The 16,498-nt window shown below is 35.9% G+C and carries 10 protein-coding genes and 1 riboswitch; of the genes, 7 read left to right on the forward strand and 3 right to left on the reverse strand.

All coding sequences use genetic code 11. The features are described 5' to 3' along the window. Positions 1-619 precede the first annotated feature (619 nt). The 4 genes from J7E52_RS00600 to J7E52_RS00615 all read left to right on the forward strand — a co-directional run bounded on the left by J7E52_RS00600 (position 620) and on the right by J7E52_RS00615 (position 5,030). Positions 620-1,918: a helix-turn-helix domain-containing protein gene (locus tag J7E52_RS00600; protein ID WP_214743266.1), complete on the forward strand. Its 1,299-nt coding sequence runs from the start codon at positions 620-622 to the stop codon at positions 1,916-1,918. A 191-nt stretch (positions 1,919-2,109) separates the two neighbouring features. Continuing rightward, positions 2,110-3,297 (forward strand): M20 family metallopeptidase, encoded by a 1,188-nt coding sequence (locus J7E52_RS00605; protein WP_214743227.1) that lies wholly within the window; start codon positions 2,110-2,112, stop codon positions 3,295-3,297. A 12-nt stretch (positions 3,298-3,309) separates the two neighbouring features. Beyond that, positions 3,310-3,510 carry a DUF3311 domain-containing protein gene (locus J7E52_RS00610; RefSeq protein WP_053344651.1) on the forward strand — a complete coding sequence of 67 codons (201 nt, stop codon included), beginning with the start codon at positions 3,310-3,312 and terminating at the stop codon, positions 3,508-3,510. Further along, positions 3,507-5,030 carry a sodium:solute symporter family protein gene (locus tag J7E52_RS00615; protein ID WP_286197317.1) on the forward strand — a complete coding sequence of 508 codons (1,524 nt, stop codon included), beginning with the start codon at positions 3,507-3,509 and terminating at the stop codon, positions 5,028-5,030. The genes J7E52_RS00610 and J7E52_RS00615 overlap by 4 nt, the downstream gene beginning before the upstream one ends. Before the next feature lie 208 nt (positions 5,031-5,238). Here the strand turns inward: J7E52_RS00615 and J7E52_RS26730 are convergent, their stop codons facing one another. Then, positions 5,239-5,367 carry a hypothetical protein gene (locus tag J7E52_RS26730; RefSeq protein ID WP_286197318.1) on the reverse strand — a complete coding sequence of 43 codons (129 nt, stop codon included), beginning with the start codon at positions 5,365-5,367 and terminating at the stop codon, positions 5,239-5,241. A 1,598-nt stretch (positions 5,368-6,965) separates the two neighbouring features. Between J7E52_RS26730 and J7E52_RS00620 the strand changes: the two genes are divergently transcribed. From J7E52_RS00620 to J7E52_RS00630, 3 genes are all read left to right on the forward strand, one after another. Then, on the forward strand, positions 6,966-7,994 hold the full coding sequence (locus J7E52_RS00620) for a hypothetical protein (RefSeq protein WP_214743228.1): 1,029 nt from the start codon (positions 6,966-6,968) through the stop codon (positions 7,992-7,994). 158 nt (positions 7,995-8,152) lie between these two features. Further along, positions 8,153-12,220, forward strand: a complete 4,068-nt coding sequence (locus J7E52_RS00625; RefSeq protein ID WP_286197326.1) for a non-ribosomal peptide synthetase family protein — start codon at positions 8,153-8,155, stop codon at positions 12,218-12,220. A 23-nt stretch (positions 12,221-12,243) separates the two neighbouring features. Then, entirely contained in the window at positions 12,244-13,494 is a 1,251-nt protein-coding gene (locus tag J7E52_RS00630) for an MFS transporter (RefSeq protein ID WP_214743230.1), read from the forward strand. Between the two features lie 60 nt (positions 13,495-13,554). On the opposite strand, the gene J7E52_RS00635 is transcribed toward J7E52_RS00630, so the two are convergent. Both J7E52_RS00635 and J7E52_RS00640 read right to left on the reverse strand, forming a co-directional pair. Next, on the reverse strand, positions 13,555-14,301 hold the full coding sequence (locus J7E52_RS00635) for a 4'-phosphopantetheinyl transferase family protein (RefSeq protein ID WP_214743231.1): 747 nt from the start codon (positions 14,299-14,301) through the stop codon (positions 13,555-13,557). An 81-nt stretch (positions 14,302-14,382) separates the two neighbouring features. Continuing rightward, positions 14,383-15,630, reverse strand: coding sequence for an alpha/beta hydrolase family protein (locus J7E52_RS00640; protein ID WP_309476833.1), 1,248 nt, complete (start codon positions 15,628-15,630; stop codon positions 14,383-14,385). Positions 15,631-16,074: 444 nt separating this feature from the next. Then, positions 16,075-16,240: riboswitch (M-box (ykoK) riboswitch) on the forward strand. Positions 16,241-16,498 lie beyond the last annotated feature (258 nt).

Here is a 16,498-nt window from a genome sequence, read left to right on the forward strand (position 1 = left end):
GACTTCTTGGTACACACTTAAATGAAATTCGATTTTGATTATCTAAATCTATCTCAGCTAAATTTGGCCCTGGTTTAGGGCAGTGTTACCATATAATCTTAAAACAGTATCGTTTTATCATAAAAATGGAGATTATATCATTATCCGAGAGCTGATTATCAGCTCTTTTTCTTATGGTGCTATAGGGGCAATGCTATTTTTCATTAGTACATTAGAATTACCAGAACAGTTATAAAATAATAGTACTAACGTTATTCAATTTAAAGAGTTGCTGCCTTGTTGGGAATTTACAACGATCTATATAGAAAGCTGACTTGTAAACCTAACATTAATAGCTTGTACAACGTGTTTTTCCTTCTTGCCACATGATAAAATGGTACAAAAGGGAAAAGCAGGCGGGGATATGTATACAGCTATATATCATTTCTATCATTCTTTTCTTTTTGCTTCTGTTATGATCAAGAGTAACAAACAAACTAATCAACAGGACTCAAATGCAAATTGAGCAAAAGTTAAACAGCAGAAGAATTAGCATTGTGATAACATCCTTTCGTTAAACCAGGATATTCTACAAAGAATCATGAATATATTAAAGATGATAAAGGAAGTCGATTACTGGATGTATAAAATCGGACTAGTTGGTCTAAAAACTTCTATAGAACAAATTTTAATCTTGGCAGAAGAATATAAACATGAGTTGGAATTCATCTCTTTGCCCTATGTAAAGACAGAAGAGGTAGGGGGGATTGTAAAAGAATATAATTCTCACGTACATGCATGGCTTTTTTCTGGTCCACTTCCCTATGAAATTGCGGGAAAAACACTAGGCACAGATAAAATAATGGTGCATGTTCCTGCTACGGAATCAGGATTTTATAAATCCTTTTTAGAGTTGGTTTATGAACAAGGGAAAATTATTGAGCAGCTCAGTATCGATACTATGTCTTCAAATAATATTAGTGAAGAAGCCCTGTCACAGTTGAAAATAAGAATCCCAAAGATTCATACGAAAGTGTTTGAGTCAGATGTCGATACGAATGAATTGATACATTTTCACTTGGATTTATGGAATAAGGGAATGACAGAAGGTGCGTTATCTTGTTTTCCGTCCGTCTGTGAAGCTTTAAATGAATATGGGATTCCAGCTTACCGAATGTCGATGAGCAAGATGGAAGTTCGGCAAACGCTTCGTATCCTCTCTGAAAAAGTAAAGACTTCCTACTTTAAAGATACACAAATCGGAGTGGAGATCATTGAAGTCGAATACTTTGACAAAGTGGCTGAGGAAATGAAAACTCCTTATCATTTACAGTACTTGGAACTTCGGCTAAAAGAAATGTTGATTCAGCTTGGTGAAAGAATAAATGGTTCCTTTTCAGAGAAAGGGAATGGGAGGTACATGATTTTTAGTTCTCGCGGCGTAATTGAACGGGAAATCATTACGCTCGAGGATACCATTCAAAAATTGGCCTTTGAAGCAGGTACAACCGTTGCCGTTGGAATTGGTTTCGGTGAGACGGCCTATTCGGCAGAAATAAATGCTTTTCGTGCCATTCAACATTCAAAAGAGATGAAGAAGCGAGAAATTGTGATTATCCAAGATGATGGCAAAATTATCGAATCACCAGGCAAAAAGAAAGAACTGCAATTTGATACCCGTACCCACAATAAGCCCCTTATAGAAAAGTTGAAATCCGGAAATATCAGTGTGAAAACGTATAAGAAGATATCTGCCCTCGTTCAAAGAATGGGCTGGAGTGATTTTACTACAAAGGACTTAGCGAAACATCTTGAGATGACAGAGCGCAATGTACGGCGCATTGTTGCGGATATGTGCGAAGTTGATTTGGCACAATGCGTTGGTGAAGAGGCTAATGCCACACGAGGAAGGCCGAGTAAAATTTATCAATTATTATAAATTACAGGCACCCATAATTTGGGTGTTTTTTTATTTCTGCTTCATGTCGCATTTAAAAAATAGTTTTGAATTTTCGAAAAATATTGTAATAAAGACCTTGTGAGATTATACTCTATTTAAGGAATTTTTTCCTTAAACTATCCTAAATTAAAGACCGTTATGTAAATTGAATGAATAAGGGGTTGTAGGGGATGTCTCAAACGATGATGATTGATGATTTGATCGAGGCTGTTAAAGATGAAGTGATTGCTTGGAGAAGGTATTTACATAAGTATCCGGAGCTGTCTTTTCAGGAGGAGAAAACGGCACAATTTGTTTATGAAACGCTGCAAACCTTTGGTGAATTGGAAATTTCACGTCCGACAAAAACGAGTATAATGGCTCGTTTGACCGGTCAGAATCCTGGGAAGGTCATTGCACTGCGGGCAGATATGGATGCGCTTCCAATTGAAGAAGAGAATGATTTTGACTTTGTGTCACGGAATTCAGGCGTGATGCATGCCTGCGGTCATGATGGGCATACGGCGATGCTGCTTGGAACAGCAAAAGTTCTTGTACAGTTAAAGGATCAAATTAAGGGGGAGGTGCGCTTTTTATTTCAACATGCTGAGGAACTGCCGCCCGGTGGAGCTCAAGAGATGGTGAAAGCCGGTGTGCTTGATGGAGTGGATATGATCATTGGATCCCACCTCTTGTCGACGCTTCCTTTAGGGAAAATTGGTCTGGGCTGCGGTCCGGTGATGGCTGGAGCTGATACTTTTAACATTATAGTGGTGGGTAAAGGGGGGCACGCCTCGCAGCCAGAACTGACCATTGATCCCATAGCGATTGGAACACAGGTCGTATCGAATCTCCAGCACATTGTTTCTAGATATCGGGAAGCCCAGGAAGCTCTTGTGGTTTCAGTGACTCAGTTCCATGCGGGAAGTGCGATTAATGTCATTCCAAGTAAGGTAAGCATTGGTGGATCGGTTCGAAGCTTCAATCCGGAACTGCGGAAAAAAATCCCGGATTTAATCGAACGCATAGTAAAAGGGATTACTGAAGCGCATGGTGCTACGTATGAATTGGATTATCAGTTCGGTTATGCTCCTACCATTAATGATGAAGAAGTTACCCGTTTGATGGACGAAACGGTCTGTGAAGTATTTGGTGAAGAAAGTCGAGAGATTTTAAAGCCAATTATGGGAAGTGAAGACTTCTCTGCTTTTCAAGAAGTAGTTCCGGGATCTTATCTTGTAATAGGAGCTCGAAATGAAGAAAAAGGAATTATATATCCTCACCATCATCCCAAATTTACAGTCGATGAACAGGCTTTACAAAACGGGGTGAAGTTATTTGTTCACGGTACTATAAAAATGTTAAATGAAATTTACTAGGGGGCTAAGAGTATGAAAAAAATATATTGGCTCGGAATCATCCCGTTTCTTGGCTTCATCGTAGGAGCTTTGTTTACAAATAAAGTGACTCCATATGTTCTGGGAATGCCTTTTTTTCACTTTTGGATTGTACTCTGGTCTGTGCTAACCACAGGTATTATGGGGATTATATATCTACTGGATCCTGCTAATCAGAAGGGAGATTCAAGATGAATATTGCCGTTTTTTTCATCCTATTTTTTTTCGTCATTTCGGTATTGATTGGTATCCAGGCTAAAAAAGGGAAAGAAATGAACTTGGAACAATGGTCGGTTGGAGGACGCGGGATGGGAGCCCTATTGATTTTCCTTTTATCCGCAGGTGAAATGTACACTACCTTTACCTTTTTAGGTGCAAGTGGATCCGCTTATGGGGAAGGTGGTTCCATCTTTAGTATCGTGACATATGGCTGTCTGGCTACAGTAATCTCCTACTGGACATTTCCAGCAATCTGGAGGTATGCAAAGAAACACCAATTAGTTTCCCAATCTGATTTTTTTGTGAAAAAATATCAAAGCCCATATCTTGGTGTACTTGTTGCGGTTATAGGTGTTATAGCTTGTACTTGCTACTTGGTCCTGCAATTGAAGGGGCTAGGATATATCGTTTTTGCTACATCATATGGAGCAATCTCTTCTACAGCTGCCATTTGGGTTGGAGCAATTGGTGTTACCATTTTTGTAATGGTTTCCGGTATTCATGGGTCAGCCAGAACAGCTATTTTGAAGGATATTCTGATTCTTGGCATTGTTGTATTTTTAGGTGTTTATTTTCCTATGCATTATTATGGCGGTCTTCAACCTATGTATGAGGCCATTGAACAGGCAAAGCCGAACTTTACCATCCTTCCAGATCAAGGAATGAGCGTATCGTGGTATATATCGACCGTTGTATTAAGCTCTATTGGATTTTATATGTGGCCGCACGGGTTTTCTCCTATTTATGCTGCCTCTAGCGAGAAAGCCTTAAGAAAAAATGCAATCCTAATGCCAATGTACCAATTGATTTTATTGTTTGCCTTTTTTGTTGGATTCGCCGCTATCTTACAGACACCAGGTTTAAAAGGCAGCGACACCGATCTTATCTTGCTGCAGCTTTCTAAACAGGATTTTGATCCGTGGTTTGTGGGCTTAATCGGTGGAACTGGTGTGTTAGCCGCTCTAGTGCCAAGTTCCATGCTGTTGATGTCTATATCAACATTGCTGGCGAAAAATGTATATGGCGTATTCACTCCATCAGCAACGGAAAATCAGATTGCAAAACTGGTAAAATACATGGTTCCCCTTATTTCTCTTTTAGGGATATACTTGACCTTTCAAGGTGGAAACACCCTGTTTAGTCTCGCATTAATCGCCTATAATTTTATAACCCAACTCGCTCCTGCCTTTTTCGCCAGTTTGATGAGAAATAATTTTGTAACCAAACATGGAGCATTTGCCGGGATTATAACAGGAGGAGTGCTAGTCTCTATTATGGAACTGGGGAACATAAAAATTGGTCATCTGTTTCCTTATCTTCCTCAAGCAATTAAAGACCTGAATGTAGGAATTATCGCCCTATTTATTAACATTGTGGTTTTAGTGGTGGTCAGCCTGATGACAAAAAACATTACTTATACTCATCAAGATACTGATGATTTGGAGACATCAACAGCGGAGCACAAGGTCCTAATGCAAAAAGAATCAAATAGCTAACTCAACATGATTATTCACTTCCGATATGATTATGAAAAACGAATGCCCTACAATTAAAGCTTTTCTGGGGACAGTTTTGCATCACTCCATTTACAGTTCGGATAACGCTGATAATGAATTGTTCTTTTTGATCGCTTTATGCCCAATAACAAAGATTATCTACAAATGAAACAAACCGGTCTGAAAATGGCCGGTTTGTTTCATTTAGTTATTCTGTTTTAGAGCTCTCATCTTTATTTCTTTTATTTCCTTTGCTGTTGTCCCCACTAACAGGAGCTTGTCCGTGTAATTGCGGTGAATTTTGATTACGGCTCCCTTTATTAAATTTTTTTGTCATGTTCACATCTCCTTTCTTTTTTCAAATACAGTTTGTCCCTTTTTGGTGAACTTATGTTTTTCACTTGAAAGGAACACCTTTATCCAAGTGATATTTTTCATTCACGGCTAGTATGGTATCTCAGTAGGGAGAGGATAGGTAATAATCAATACCTGTTGAAAAAAGGGGGTCAGCGCTGCATTTCAAGTCAGGTTGGTTAGAATTGAGTTACAGAGCTGAGTTAAATTCTTAAAACGCTTGTCGGACTCCAAGTTTATCGGTCTGGAACCAGCAAAGGGAATTGTCATTTCGCCTTTGAGGGATCTTGCACAGACAATGCGGGCAAAATGGCTGTTATGGCTGTTGAAAGTTCTAATTATGGAGATAAAATAAAATAATCGTTTGGGAATGTTCGGAACTAGAGGATCTAAGATCATTCAAGAGGTTTTAAATTACATAATTCTTACTTTATTTTTAATAAGCTTGCAGTAGTAGTTTGTAGCTCTGAAAAAAAGAACAGTATATACAGATAAATGATTTCAAGGATACATGTGGTATTCTTTTTTAAAGCATGCATAAACATCTTCATAGTGATCTTTCCTTTCTTATTGTAATTTCATCAATTATACTAATGAATTTATACAAAATCTTCCTCTTTGTTAGATTACCTACCATTGTTTTTCTGGATGTAAGCTTTTGTTGAAAAAGGATCGTTCACCATTAGCAACTGGTGGATATCCTCATGTAAATGAAGGAAGGCTATTTTAAGTGGACAATATTTTCAACAATCGCCTCGATAGAATATTTTACGTGCTTTTTTGGGAAGGCAAAAACTGATTTTGGTATGTACTTTATGAATGATCAATATGATGTAACTTAAGGACAGAATATGTAATTTTGGGTGATTACTTTTAATTCCACTCAAAACTACAGTCCATAAGTTCCTGTTCCATTTTCGGTGATCACCGCCTTCCCGAAAGAGACGTTATCAATTCCCCAACCATCGAAAACTCCAAGAGTAAAACTAGATAGTAAGTCGCGAGTACAGCTTTGCCCAAAAAATTACAGTATTCTTCTGTTTTATTGTTTTAAATCATTTACTCCATAAGGTCAATATAGGGGATGTCCTCACACTCCAGAACTACGCATATTCAAAGAACTAGAAAAAGTCGATTCCTGGTTGAATTAGATGCCCTTACTTAATCACATATTATTTAGCTCCCCAATCATTTTCTTGTACTCTCAAGATAAATCGAAAAATTTATCAGTTATCCACTAGGCAGTCAAACACCATAAATTAGGCTTCATATAACACGAAAATCCTCCTTTGAATTCATTGTAACAGTGCCATGCCAGGTGTTCAGAAAAGGCCGAGTATTACATTGACCTGTTAGAAATAAAGGCCCTAATGTGAGTGGTAATGAGTAAGAAGATCCATTTTTATAACATTCGTTGAATTCTGAAAACTCTCGTGTTAAAATTTGGTAGCACCAGCAATCATTTTACGTATTTACATATTAATAGGGCCCTATTATTCAGAAGATTGCTAGATTTTTTCGCATCTAGACTTTAGTGATTTACTGCGTAAAAATAAAATCAATAGGATTGGAGCTAAGTTAATGGGTGTAGATACTAATGCAAGTACGAAGAATAAATTAAAAGTTGATTATGTGTTTACAGATGCAGAGAATCAACTTCTTACAAATAAATTTTTGGATTTAAAATGTAATCCCTATGAAGATTACACTTCCTTTCGTTCAGAAATCGAAAACATTGTGGAAAACGATGTTGAAATAAAAGATATTGTGGAAAAAATAAAAGCTGCCGGCGATAGGATTTGGAAGGAAGAACCATACTTATACCTACAAAACTGCCCTATAGATAAAGATGTTCCTATTTTTGACCATGAATCACCAGTTCAATCAAAAAGAGAGCTTAAAAAAACATATGTTGGGGAAGGTTTTCTTCAATTCTATGCTCAAGTCATGGAAATGCCAGCTATTGGATATATAAATGTAAATGATGGCGATGTCTTTCAAGATATCTATCCAATGAAATCTTTATCAGAAACACAATCACAAAAAGCATTGGTAGCTTTAGGATTCCATAAAGACTTAGCAAATCATTTTGTTCGCCCTGATTTTGTGAATATGTTATCAATGAGGGCCTATGAAGGAAATCAAATCTTTACAACATTCGTCAAAAATATTGATTTAATTCAGAAACTTGATCCTTCTGATTTAAATTTGATGCGTCAAGAACTATTCTATACACCTTTTGATGATTTATCGACATATGGTAATCGTACTGAATTAGGGCGTGCAAAAAATCACGCCATCCTATTAAATGAAGAAGAATTTGATATTGCATATTTTGAAAATCGGACAGTTGGTCTTACAGAAGAAGCCCAGGAAGTTGTAGATAAAATTAAAGTATTATTACATGAATTAAAGGCTCCACACCTACTAAAAGCGGGTGAATTTATTTCCTTGTCAAACAATCATTCTATTCATGGCAAGGATGTTGAAGAAATCACGGATGTGGAAAAGCAAAGAACTCGTTGGATAATGAAAACTGTTAATTTGTGGAATTTAGATGAACACAAAGAGCACTATGTAGATGGTACAGATTGCATTGTAAATGGATAAATAATAGATCTGTCGGGAGTTAACTCCCGACAGGTTTATTTCCTCTAATAGTTTTAAAAAATACATACTTAAGTAACCCAAAGGAGGACAGCGTTATTGATTTACCAATACGCTAAATTATTATGAATAATAGGTTTCTTCAAAATACTTTCGAACTTATGGTAACTATATATCCAAATAACATTGCAATAAAAGATAAAGATATGGTTATAACATATAAAGAATTAGATAATTGGGCAAATGCACTTGCCCATTTGCTTGTAAAGAAGGGCATTAACGAGGGAGACCGGGTCGCCATTGCATCAGAAAGATCTATTTCATTAATAGCTGCTATGCTTGCAACGCTAAAAGCGGGTGCTGCTTACGTACCACTTGATCCTTCTTATCCATTGAACAGACTGAAATATTGTATTGAAAAAGCAGAAGTTAATGTATTAATGACTGACCGTTCTGTTCCAGATTTAACCTTTAATCGAAATTCAATAGATTTAAGAGAGCATTCTAAAATTAGAGTGGAAAATCCTCCAATAGTTCTGATTAATAATGAAACACCGGCCTATATCATTTTCACATCGGGTTCTACCGGACGACCAAAAGGTGTAGTTATCCCGCATCGTGCCATTGTCAATCATATGCAATGGATGCAAAAAGAATTTTCTTGGACAAAAGATGATGTTTTTTTACAAAAAACTGCATCGGGATTCGATGCTTCTGTTTGGGAGATATTTGCACCACTATCGACTGGTGCTACTATGGTTATTGGTTCATCCAACCCATTTGATATTGCAACTGATATCAAAAAGCATGAAGTAACAGTTGTACAGTTTGTACCAACTGTACTTAAAGTATTGTCAGAACTGGAATTATTATCTGATTTTACATCTTTACGTCTATTGTTTTGTGGTGGAGAATCTTTGCAAACATCATTAGTAAAGAAAATCCAAAAGACTTTACCAATACCAATTATAAATTTATATGGTCCTACTGAAGCAGCTGTTGATACCACTTATAGAGTTTGTTTGCCTGGTGAAAATCATCTATTTAGAGAAATTGATTTGGGACAGCCAATCGATAATGCTTCAGTACATGTTGTGGATGATGAGTTGAATATATTAGGCACTGGTTGCGAAGGAGAACTACTGATTTCCGGTGAAGGTCTAGCTTTGGGTTATTTTGGTCTTCCCGATGTTACAAAAGAGAAGTTCGTTTTATGTCCTTCTACAGGTCAATTGTCTTATCTTACTGGAGATCTTGTTTATATTAGGGAAGATGGTAATTACGAATTTCGAGGCCGTAAAGATTTACAAATAAAGTTAAGGGGACTTCGTATCGAACTTGGTGAAATTGAAGAAACCATACGAGAAGTATCTTTCGTAAAAGACATAGTTGTAGAGGTTCGTGAAGAAGTTGAAGAACAATGGCTTGTAGCTTATATACGTTGTGATTCTAAGTCTTGGGATGAGAATGAGTTAAGAAGCTATATTGAAAAACGTTTGCCTTCCTATATGATTCCTAATTTTTTTGTTCAGATGGATAGTTTCCCATATTTAGAGAATGGGAAAATGAATCGACGCGAATTATCTTTAATACCTTTTAGAAGTAATAATAATTTTGAAGGGATTCATGATAAATGGGAGCAAGTTATTGCGAATATTTGGGAAGAAGTAATTGGGGAAAAAATTCATTCTGCAACAAATACATTTGCCTCAGTAGGAGGACATTCATTACTGGCAATTCGACTCGCAAACCTTCTTTCCACTGAGTTTCAGATATCGTTAACACATGGTTTTGTCTTTTTGTATCCAACAATTCGAAAACAAGCAGATTATCTGAAAAAGAATATTTTAAAGAATAGCAAGAATACTGTAGTACCTAAGAAACTGGACAAGATAAAACAAAAATTTGATGCTAATCTTGAAGCTCCATTATCTTTGGGACAACAGGGAATACTATTCTTTGAACAAGAAAAAGGAGCATCTCAATATCATATAGCGTTTCTATTAAGCTTTGAAAAAGGTAAAACGACAAAAATAGTAAAAGCAATTTCCTATTTACGGAGAAGACATCCGATTTTAACATCACGAATTATTTTAACTAACAATGGTGAATATATACAGAAATATGACAGCTCATTGAACTCTGAAATAAGTGAATATTCAGTTATGGAAGCGAACTTAAGAAAAGTAATTCAAACTGAAGCAGAACGGAAATTCGAATTAAATAAGGGAGGATTTCGTGCCTCATTATTTAGTACTGAAAAGGCGGAATATTTATTATTAACTTTCCATCATCTTATAGTTGATGGTTGGTCATCTCAGTTATTTGTAGACGAGCTACATGAACTTATTGAAACTGATCTAGTCGAAAATAAGGAAATGAATGCTGCATTCTTCCAATTTGCACGTAATCAAAATTCAATGGATTTTAGTGAGGGTCTTACATTTTGGAAGGAGTATCTAGAACGGATTCCAAATAAATCAAGATTCTCAACAAGTATGATGAAGGGGAGTACCCAAACAATAAATGGAAAACATATAAAGTTTTCATTACCAAAAGAACTAGAGCAAAAAATACTTTCTTTTAGTCAGAATACATCAATTACAGAATTCTCCATTCATCTAGCAATGGCAGCTTATGTCCTTGCTAGAATGAGTGGTCAACGAGATATCTGCATAGGGGTACCAGTGGCAAATAGAACCTACGAACAGGATTTTGAAGCAATTGGGAATTACGTTAATGTTGTACCATTTAGAATTAACTTTACTGAAGATGCTACATTAAAAAGTATTTCTGAAAAGATTGCACAGGATTATGCTGAGATAATAAAGTATGAGCATATTCCAATTGAAAAAATCATTCCGTCTGTTCTAATGAGTAGAAATAGTGACTATCGGCCACTATTTCAAGTTATGTTTGTATATAATAGATTTTTGAAAAAGCAACCCTATACTCAATTTAAATTGGAATCAGTTTTAAGTGATACTGCCAAATGCGATCTTAGTTTTATCATAGAACATGATGGAGAGAATTCAACATTCACTATAGAATACTGTGACGACTTATTTACGGATAATGTAATCTCAGAAGTGAAGCAAGAATGGATCTCTCAAATGCAAAAAATAGCTGATGAAACAATTAAATTTGAAATCCAAGAAAATAGCATTGAAGCTATAACGATAGAAAATGAAAAAAACTATCATGCAGATAAAGAAACTATAATGAAAGTTCAAAACATATGGAAGGATATCTTCAGAAACTCAGACCACAATTTAAATAGTAACTTTTTTGAAATAGGTGGCCATTCGTTGTTAGCCATGAAATTTATTGCTCAACTAAATAAGAAATTCGAGCTAACTTTGCCAGTATCCATTGTATTTGATTATCCCACTATACAAGGGATAGCTCATGTTATAACAAACTCCATTAAACCTAATGGCGTAGTACACGTCTCACCAGCTGAGAACCGTCAAAAAATATGGTTTATTCACCCAGCTGGCGGAGCACTTTGGTGTTATAAAGAAATGGCTACGGAACTGAATGAAATGTTTGACGTATGGGGAATTGAAAGTGCGGAGATTCCTGAAAGTGATAAATTTGAAGATGATTTATTAAATATGGCTAAACGATATGCTTCTTATATTTTATCTGTTCAACATGAAGGGCCTTATTATATTACGGGTTATTCGTTCGGTGGTAACGTGGCTTATGAAATAGCTCGTTCCTTTGAAGCTGAAGGAAGAGACGTTGGTTTATTAACATTATTAGACTGTCATTTCAGTAAAGCTCGTGAGTTCGACAAAATGGAGTTTGTTAAATCATATGCCTTAAAGTTTACAAATGGAGCAAATGATAAGTTTAATCCTGATGATTTAACCCTTATGGACAAAGAAGAACTATTGGAATTCCTTTTAAACTTAGGAAAAGATGGCGGGCATCTCCATATGGACGCAGAAGTTGAGGATGTTAAGAGTGGCTTGGGAATTTGGGAAGCAAATAATATCGCTATTCATCGTTACAATATATCAGGATCTTTTTATGGTAAAGTTCTGTTTATACGAGCTGAAGAAAATGAGCATGATACCACTGTAGGTTGGGAAAATTACTTGGCTGGGGAACTAACAGTGCGTTCAGTTCCAGCTCAACATTTTACGATCTATAAATCTCCAAATGCTGAAAATGTTGCTAAGATTATTATGGAACAAGTTGCATCTATAAGATATGTATAAATTTAACGAAAAGGGTTTTTAGTATGAAAAAAAATCAAATGCGTTGGAGATTTTTTGCTGAGGGTATTCAAAACACTTTATTTTACATGCTATTTCCATTTATTGTTTTATATTTAAACGATGCTTGGAATCCTTACCTAGCATCTGTCGGTTTGGCCATAATTTCAGTATTGGGTGTAATATCAGGTATTTGGGGTGGGATCTTTGCAGATAGGATAGGAAGAAGACCTATGATGATATCTTCAAGTATAGGTTTTCTAGCTGCGACTATATTATTTATCATTGGAAGAATAGTTGGAAGTAATATAATGGTATTTGGTAGCTTCGGTTTAATGAGTATAGCTTATTCTTCATATATACCTGCAGGAAGAGCTTATATATCTGATTGGCTCGATGAAAAGGAACAAAAAAAAGCTTATGTATTCACCTACCAAATATTTAATGTTGCGGTGACGCTTGGTCCTCTTATAGGAAGTTTTATATTTGATTCTATGCCTATTTGGTTTATCGGTACATCCTTAGTATCTGTTCTGACTTTAGTATATATATCACTATGGAAAACTCCAGAATTTCAGGTTAATAGAAAATTAGGTAATGAAGAAAGAATAGATTCAAATGGTAAGTTTACAAAAGCAGTAGTGCTTATAGGAAAAGATAAACGTCTTTTAATTTTTGTTGTTGCCAGTGTATTTGCAGCTCAAGCTTTCATGCAGTTAGAAATATTGCTTCCTTCAACTTTACTGGATAGTTTAACTAAAAGTACATCAATATTCGGTTTTTCAATTAATGCTTCTCAAAACTATGCTTCATTGTTAATGACGAATGGCATTTTGGTAATTATTTTAGGTAGCATGGCGGCTAGACTTTCTTCAAAGTATAGCACGCGTTTTGGGTTTGTAGGTTCCAGTATATTGTATGCTTTCTCTATGGTCATCTTTGGTTTTTCTCAAAACTATATAGGTTTTTTTATAGGAGTCTTAATCCTTACAGTAGCTGAATTACTTGTTGTTAGTACACAGGATTCTTACATTGCTGGTATTGCACCTGCTAACCAAAAAGCACAGTACTTTGCTGCGGCAAATATTCGGTATTCAATAAGTCGGATATTTGCTCCACAGTTACTGGCATTTGTACCATTGATTCGGCATGAGGGAGCTTTTCTGGTCGCTGCTTTTTCTTCCTTAATAAGCGCTTTTTTATTTTTCATGCTCTTTCAAAAAAGAATATTAGCTTATAATTCAAAAGTGGGACAGAGTATCTCGGAGAAAATATAAAAAAAGGCAGAAATATTCTGCCTTTTTTTATCTGGCTTCTACATAGTAATATAAAGCTAATTAAAGTGCTTTCAGCTCATTCATTAAACTATTCAATTCTATAATATCGATATTATCTGGGAATTCAAAATGATTTTCATTTCGGTTATTAATACAAACACTTAAGGGATACCTAGGGCTAAGATGATACAACTTAAAAAGATAGTTAGACGCATCTTCAATTTTCAAACCTAGTGTTTTTAGTTTTGAAAATTCCTCTGTTGGTATTTCTAAACTATATTGATTACTTCCATTCAAGATTGAAAAAGTATTTGGGGAAACGAAGAACCCTGAACCTATACACTTTAACCAGCTTTCCTTCAGCGTCCACATTTTAAAGAAAATTTCGATTTGTTTAGCTTTGGGTGATTTATATAAATACTTCAATTCTTTACTGCTAAAAGTACTTTTGGTAATTTCATGGATGTTAAAATTTTTGACTTCTTCTATATCAACGCCTATGGGATCATTATGAATGCCAACAACAACCCAATCACCTGAATGGGAAATATTAAAGTGAAGTCTTCCTCCTACTAGATTGGGTTTCCCATTTTTATCTAAGATAAAGTGGATATTTTGAAACGGTTCTTTTAAAATGTCACTTATGAACCACTTAGCTGATAGCTCCCCAAATAAAGAGCGGTATTTATCATTTTTCTTTTGTAATTTGTGTATGCTTAATTGTCTTTGTTCAGGTAACAAATTGAGCATTTCTTCATAAGTAGTTTCATTCAAATTAATTGGTAATTTTAAAGCGATAATCTTCACATTTGATCTCCTTATTTACCCTAATATTGGGGGCACGAGGATCATTTGGGTGATCTTTGCAAACCCGGGGAGACACAATTCTCAATTGTTATTTTTACTGGTAATGTCATTTTTGTTTAAAAATTCAATGATTCCACTCACCAATCCAGAGGATAATGGTAGTTCAGAATTTGTATAGGTTGCTAGATTTCCCGCTCGATCTGCAGGGGCTTCTTTCAATACATGATTCATCTTTTCGAGTATAAGTAATTCAGAATCGCTTTTTTCCTTATGTAATGCTTTTGCGTTAGTTGCCGGCACTTGAATGTCTCTATTGCCGTTTACGATTAGAACAGGGATATTCAGTTCCTTTACTGATTCTATCGGGTTATATTGAATCCAAGAAATCATGTAAGCTTGAACAGAAGGACGGAATACACTCTGCAAATCAGCACTGACAGTCTCGACTTGTTTTCCTTGTTTTAGCTTTGCCAGTATATCTTTGGATTCCGTTAATAAAGTCGGTGTCAGTTGCTCTTCAAGCTGTTTGATGAGTACCTGGTCAATAGGTTCGCCTGCACCCGCCAATGAAATGAATATGTCTGTTTCTGTTTTCTTTGCGGCTTCCATTCCAATTAAAGAGCCTTCGCTATGGCCAATGATGCCGACTTTGGAAAAACGGCCATCCTTTTTGGCAAATTGAACCCAAGCAGCTGCATCATCAATATACTGTTCAAATCTCAGGTCCTCTTCTTTTCCTGCCAAATGAATGTTTTCACCAATTCCGCGCTTATCATACCTAATGCTTGCGATACCCTTTTCTGCAAGACTCTCGGCTAACATTTTCAAACTATTATTTTTTCCGGTATTTGCAATGGTGTTACCATCTTTATCGGTCGGACCAGAACCCGCAATTAAAATCATCACAGGAAAAGGCCCTTCATTTTTTGGTGTTTCTAAAAGGCCTTTAATGGTTCCGTTCTTTAAGTCGGCCTGCAGTATTTCACCTGATTCTTTTTCTTCATCTGCCTGATCGGATTTCTTGGCCAATTCAAAGGGGTACTCTTGCTCATTTTGAACAAATGTTCCTGAAATCCTTTCCTGGTCTACTTTCCCATCAAACGTTATTTGCTGATTTTGGATTTTCATATCAAAGAACAAGTCTGATTTACTTAACTTTACACTTGTTAAGGGAAATTCGTTCAACCCTTGTACAGGAATACTTATCGTTCCATCTTTCTTCGTAAAATGAACAATGATTGGAAGCGGTTGATTTGGAATCTTAATATCTCCCTCCCACCTGCCTTCAATAGCTTTCAATGAGCTCACTTCCTTTGAATTATCTTCCACCTGTACCGCCTCCTTGGTTCTGCAACCTACCATTAATACAAAAGCACTTACGATAATACATATAAGCGACAAAAGTCTTTTCATTTGAGCAATTTCCTTTCTAAAGTAATTAGAGATAAAAGATATTTTTTATTAATACATGTAACTTGTTTTTTTGTTTCAGTCATCCATATCCGTCTTCATTATAAGTAAGTTTCAATATATAATTCCAATATTTTCCCTTAAGCTTGTATTTTTTTCCGTTGTATCTTTTTACATAAGGGTGGCAATTGGGGAGAAATCTTTTGAATATTGAAGAGACCCAGACCGTCTTAATCGAGAGCGCTTAAGTCGGTGCTGCTTTCACGTTTCCTTTGAAAGGTCAGGATATTAGGTCAAAATTAGAATTATTTGAATAAAACATTGACATCTAAAAGAAACTCTTTTAGAGTGGATGTGTAAATTAAATATCCTCGTTAGGTGAGGCTCCTGTGTAGGAGATACGCTACTGCCCAAAAATGTCGAAAGACGCCAATGGGTCAACAGAAACCATCGACATAAGGTGGTTTTTAATGTAGCTGGCTTTGTCCTATGCCACACAGTGCTAAAGCTCTACGAATGGAGGAAACTGGATTTATGCTTGTATTTGTCATTCAGTCGTATACGGCTGTTTGTATTTGTCATCCAGACAATGTACGCATATATACCGTATGTAACACCTCCATTTGTAATGGAGGTGTTTTTATTTTTTCTGGAGGTGAGGAATTTGGATGACTCACGACGAAATACTCGAAGCTTAATGAGAATTGAATGACACAAAGATTTTGGAAGGGGAATAATAATATTTTTTTTACTCTTAATATTTAAGGGAAATATTTTTTGGCTCCCC

The sequence above is a fragment of the Bacillus sp. ISL-34 genome (assembly GCF_018613325.1).
Lineage (GTDB): Bacteria > Bacillota > Bacilli > Bacillales > DSM-1321 > Peribacillus.

Coding starts and splice junctions, on each gene's coding strand:
- J7E52_RS00630 (WP_214743230.1), top strand. CDS start 12,244: ATGAAAAAAAATCAAATGCGTTGGAGATTTTTTGCTGAGGGTATTCAA.
- J7E52_RS00600 (WP_214743266.1), top strand. CDS start 620: ATGTATAAAATCGGACTAGTTGGTCTAAAAACTTCTATAGAACAAATT.
- J7E52_RS26730 (WP_286197318.1), bottom strand. CDS start 5,367: ATGACAAAAAAATTTAATAAAGGGAGCCGTAATCAAAATTCACCGCAA.
- J7E52_RS00625 (WP_286197326.1), top strand. CDS start 8,153: ATGGTAACTATATATCCAAATAACATTGCAATAAAAGATAAAGATATG.
- J7E52_RS00615 (WP_286197317.1), top strand. CDS start 3,507: ATGAATATTGCCGTTTTTTTCATCCTATTTTTTTTCGTCATTTCGGTA.
- J7E52_RS00620 (WP_214743228.1), top strand. CDS start 6,966: ATGGGTGTAGATACTAATGCAAGTACGAAGAATAAATTAAAAGTTGAT.
- J7E52_RS00610 (WP_053344651.1), top strand. CDS start 3,310: ATGAAAAAAATATATTGGCTCGGAATCATCCCGTTTCTTGGCTTCATC.
- J7E52_RS00605 (WP_214743227.1), top strand. CDS start 2,110: ATGTCTCAAACGATGATGATTGATGATTTGATCGAGGCTGTTAAAGAT.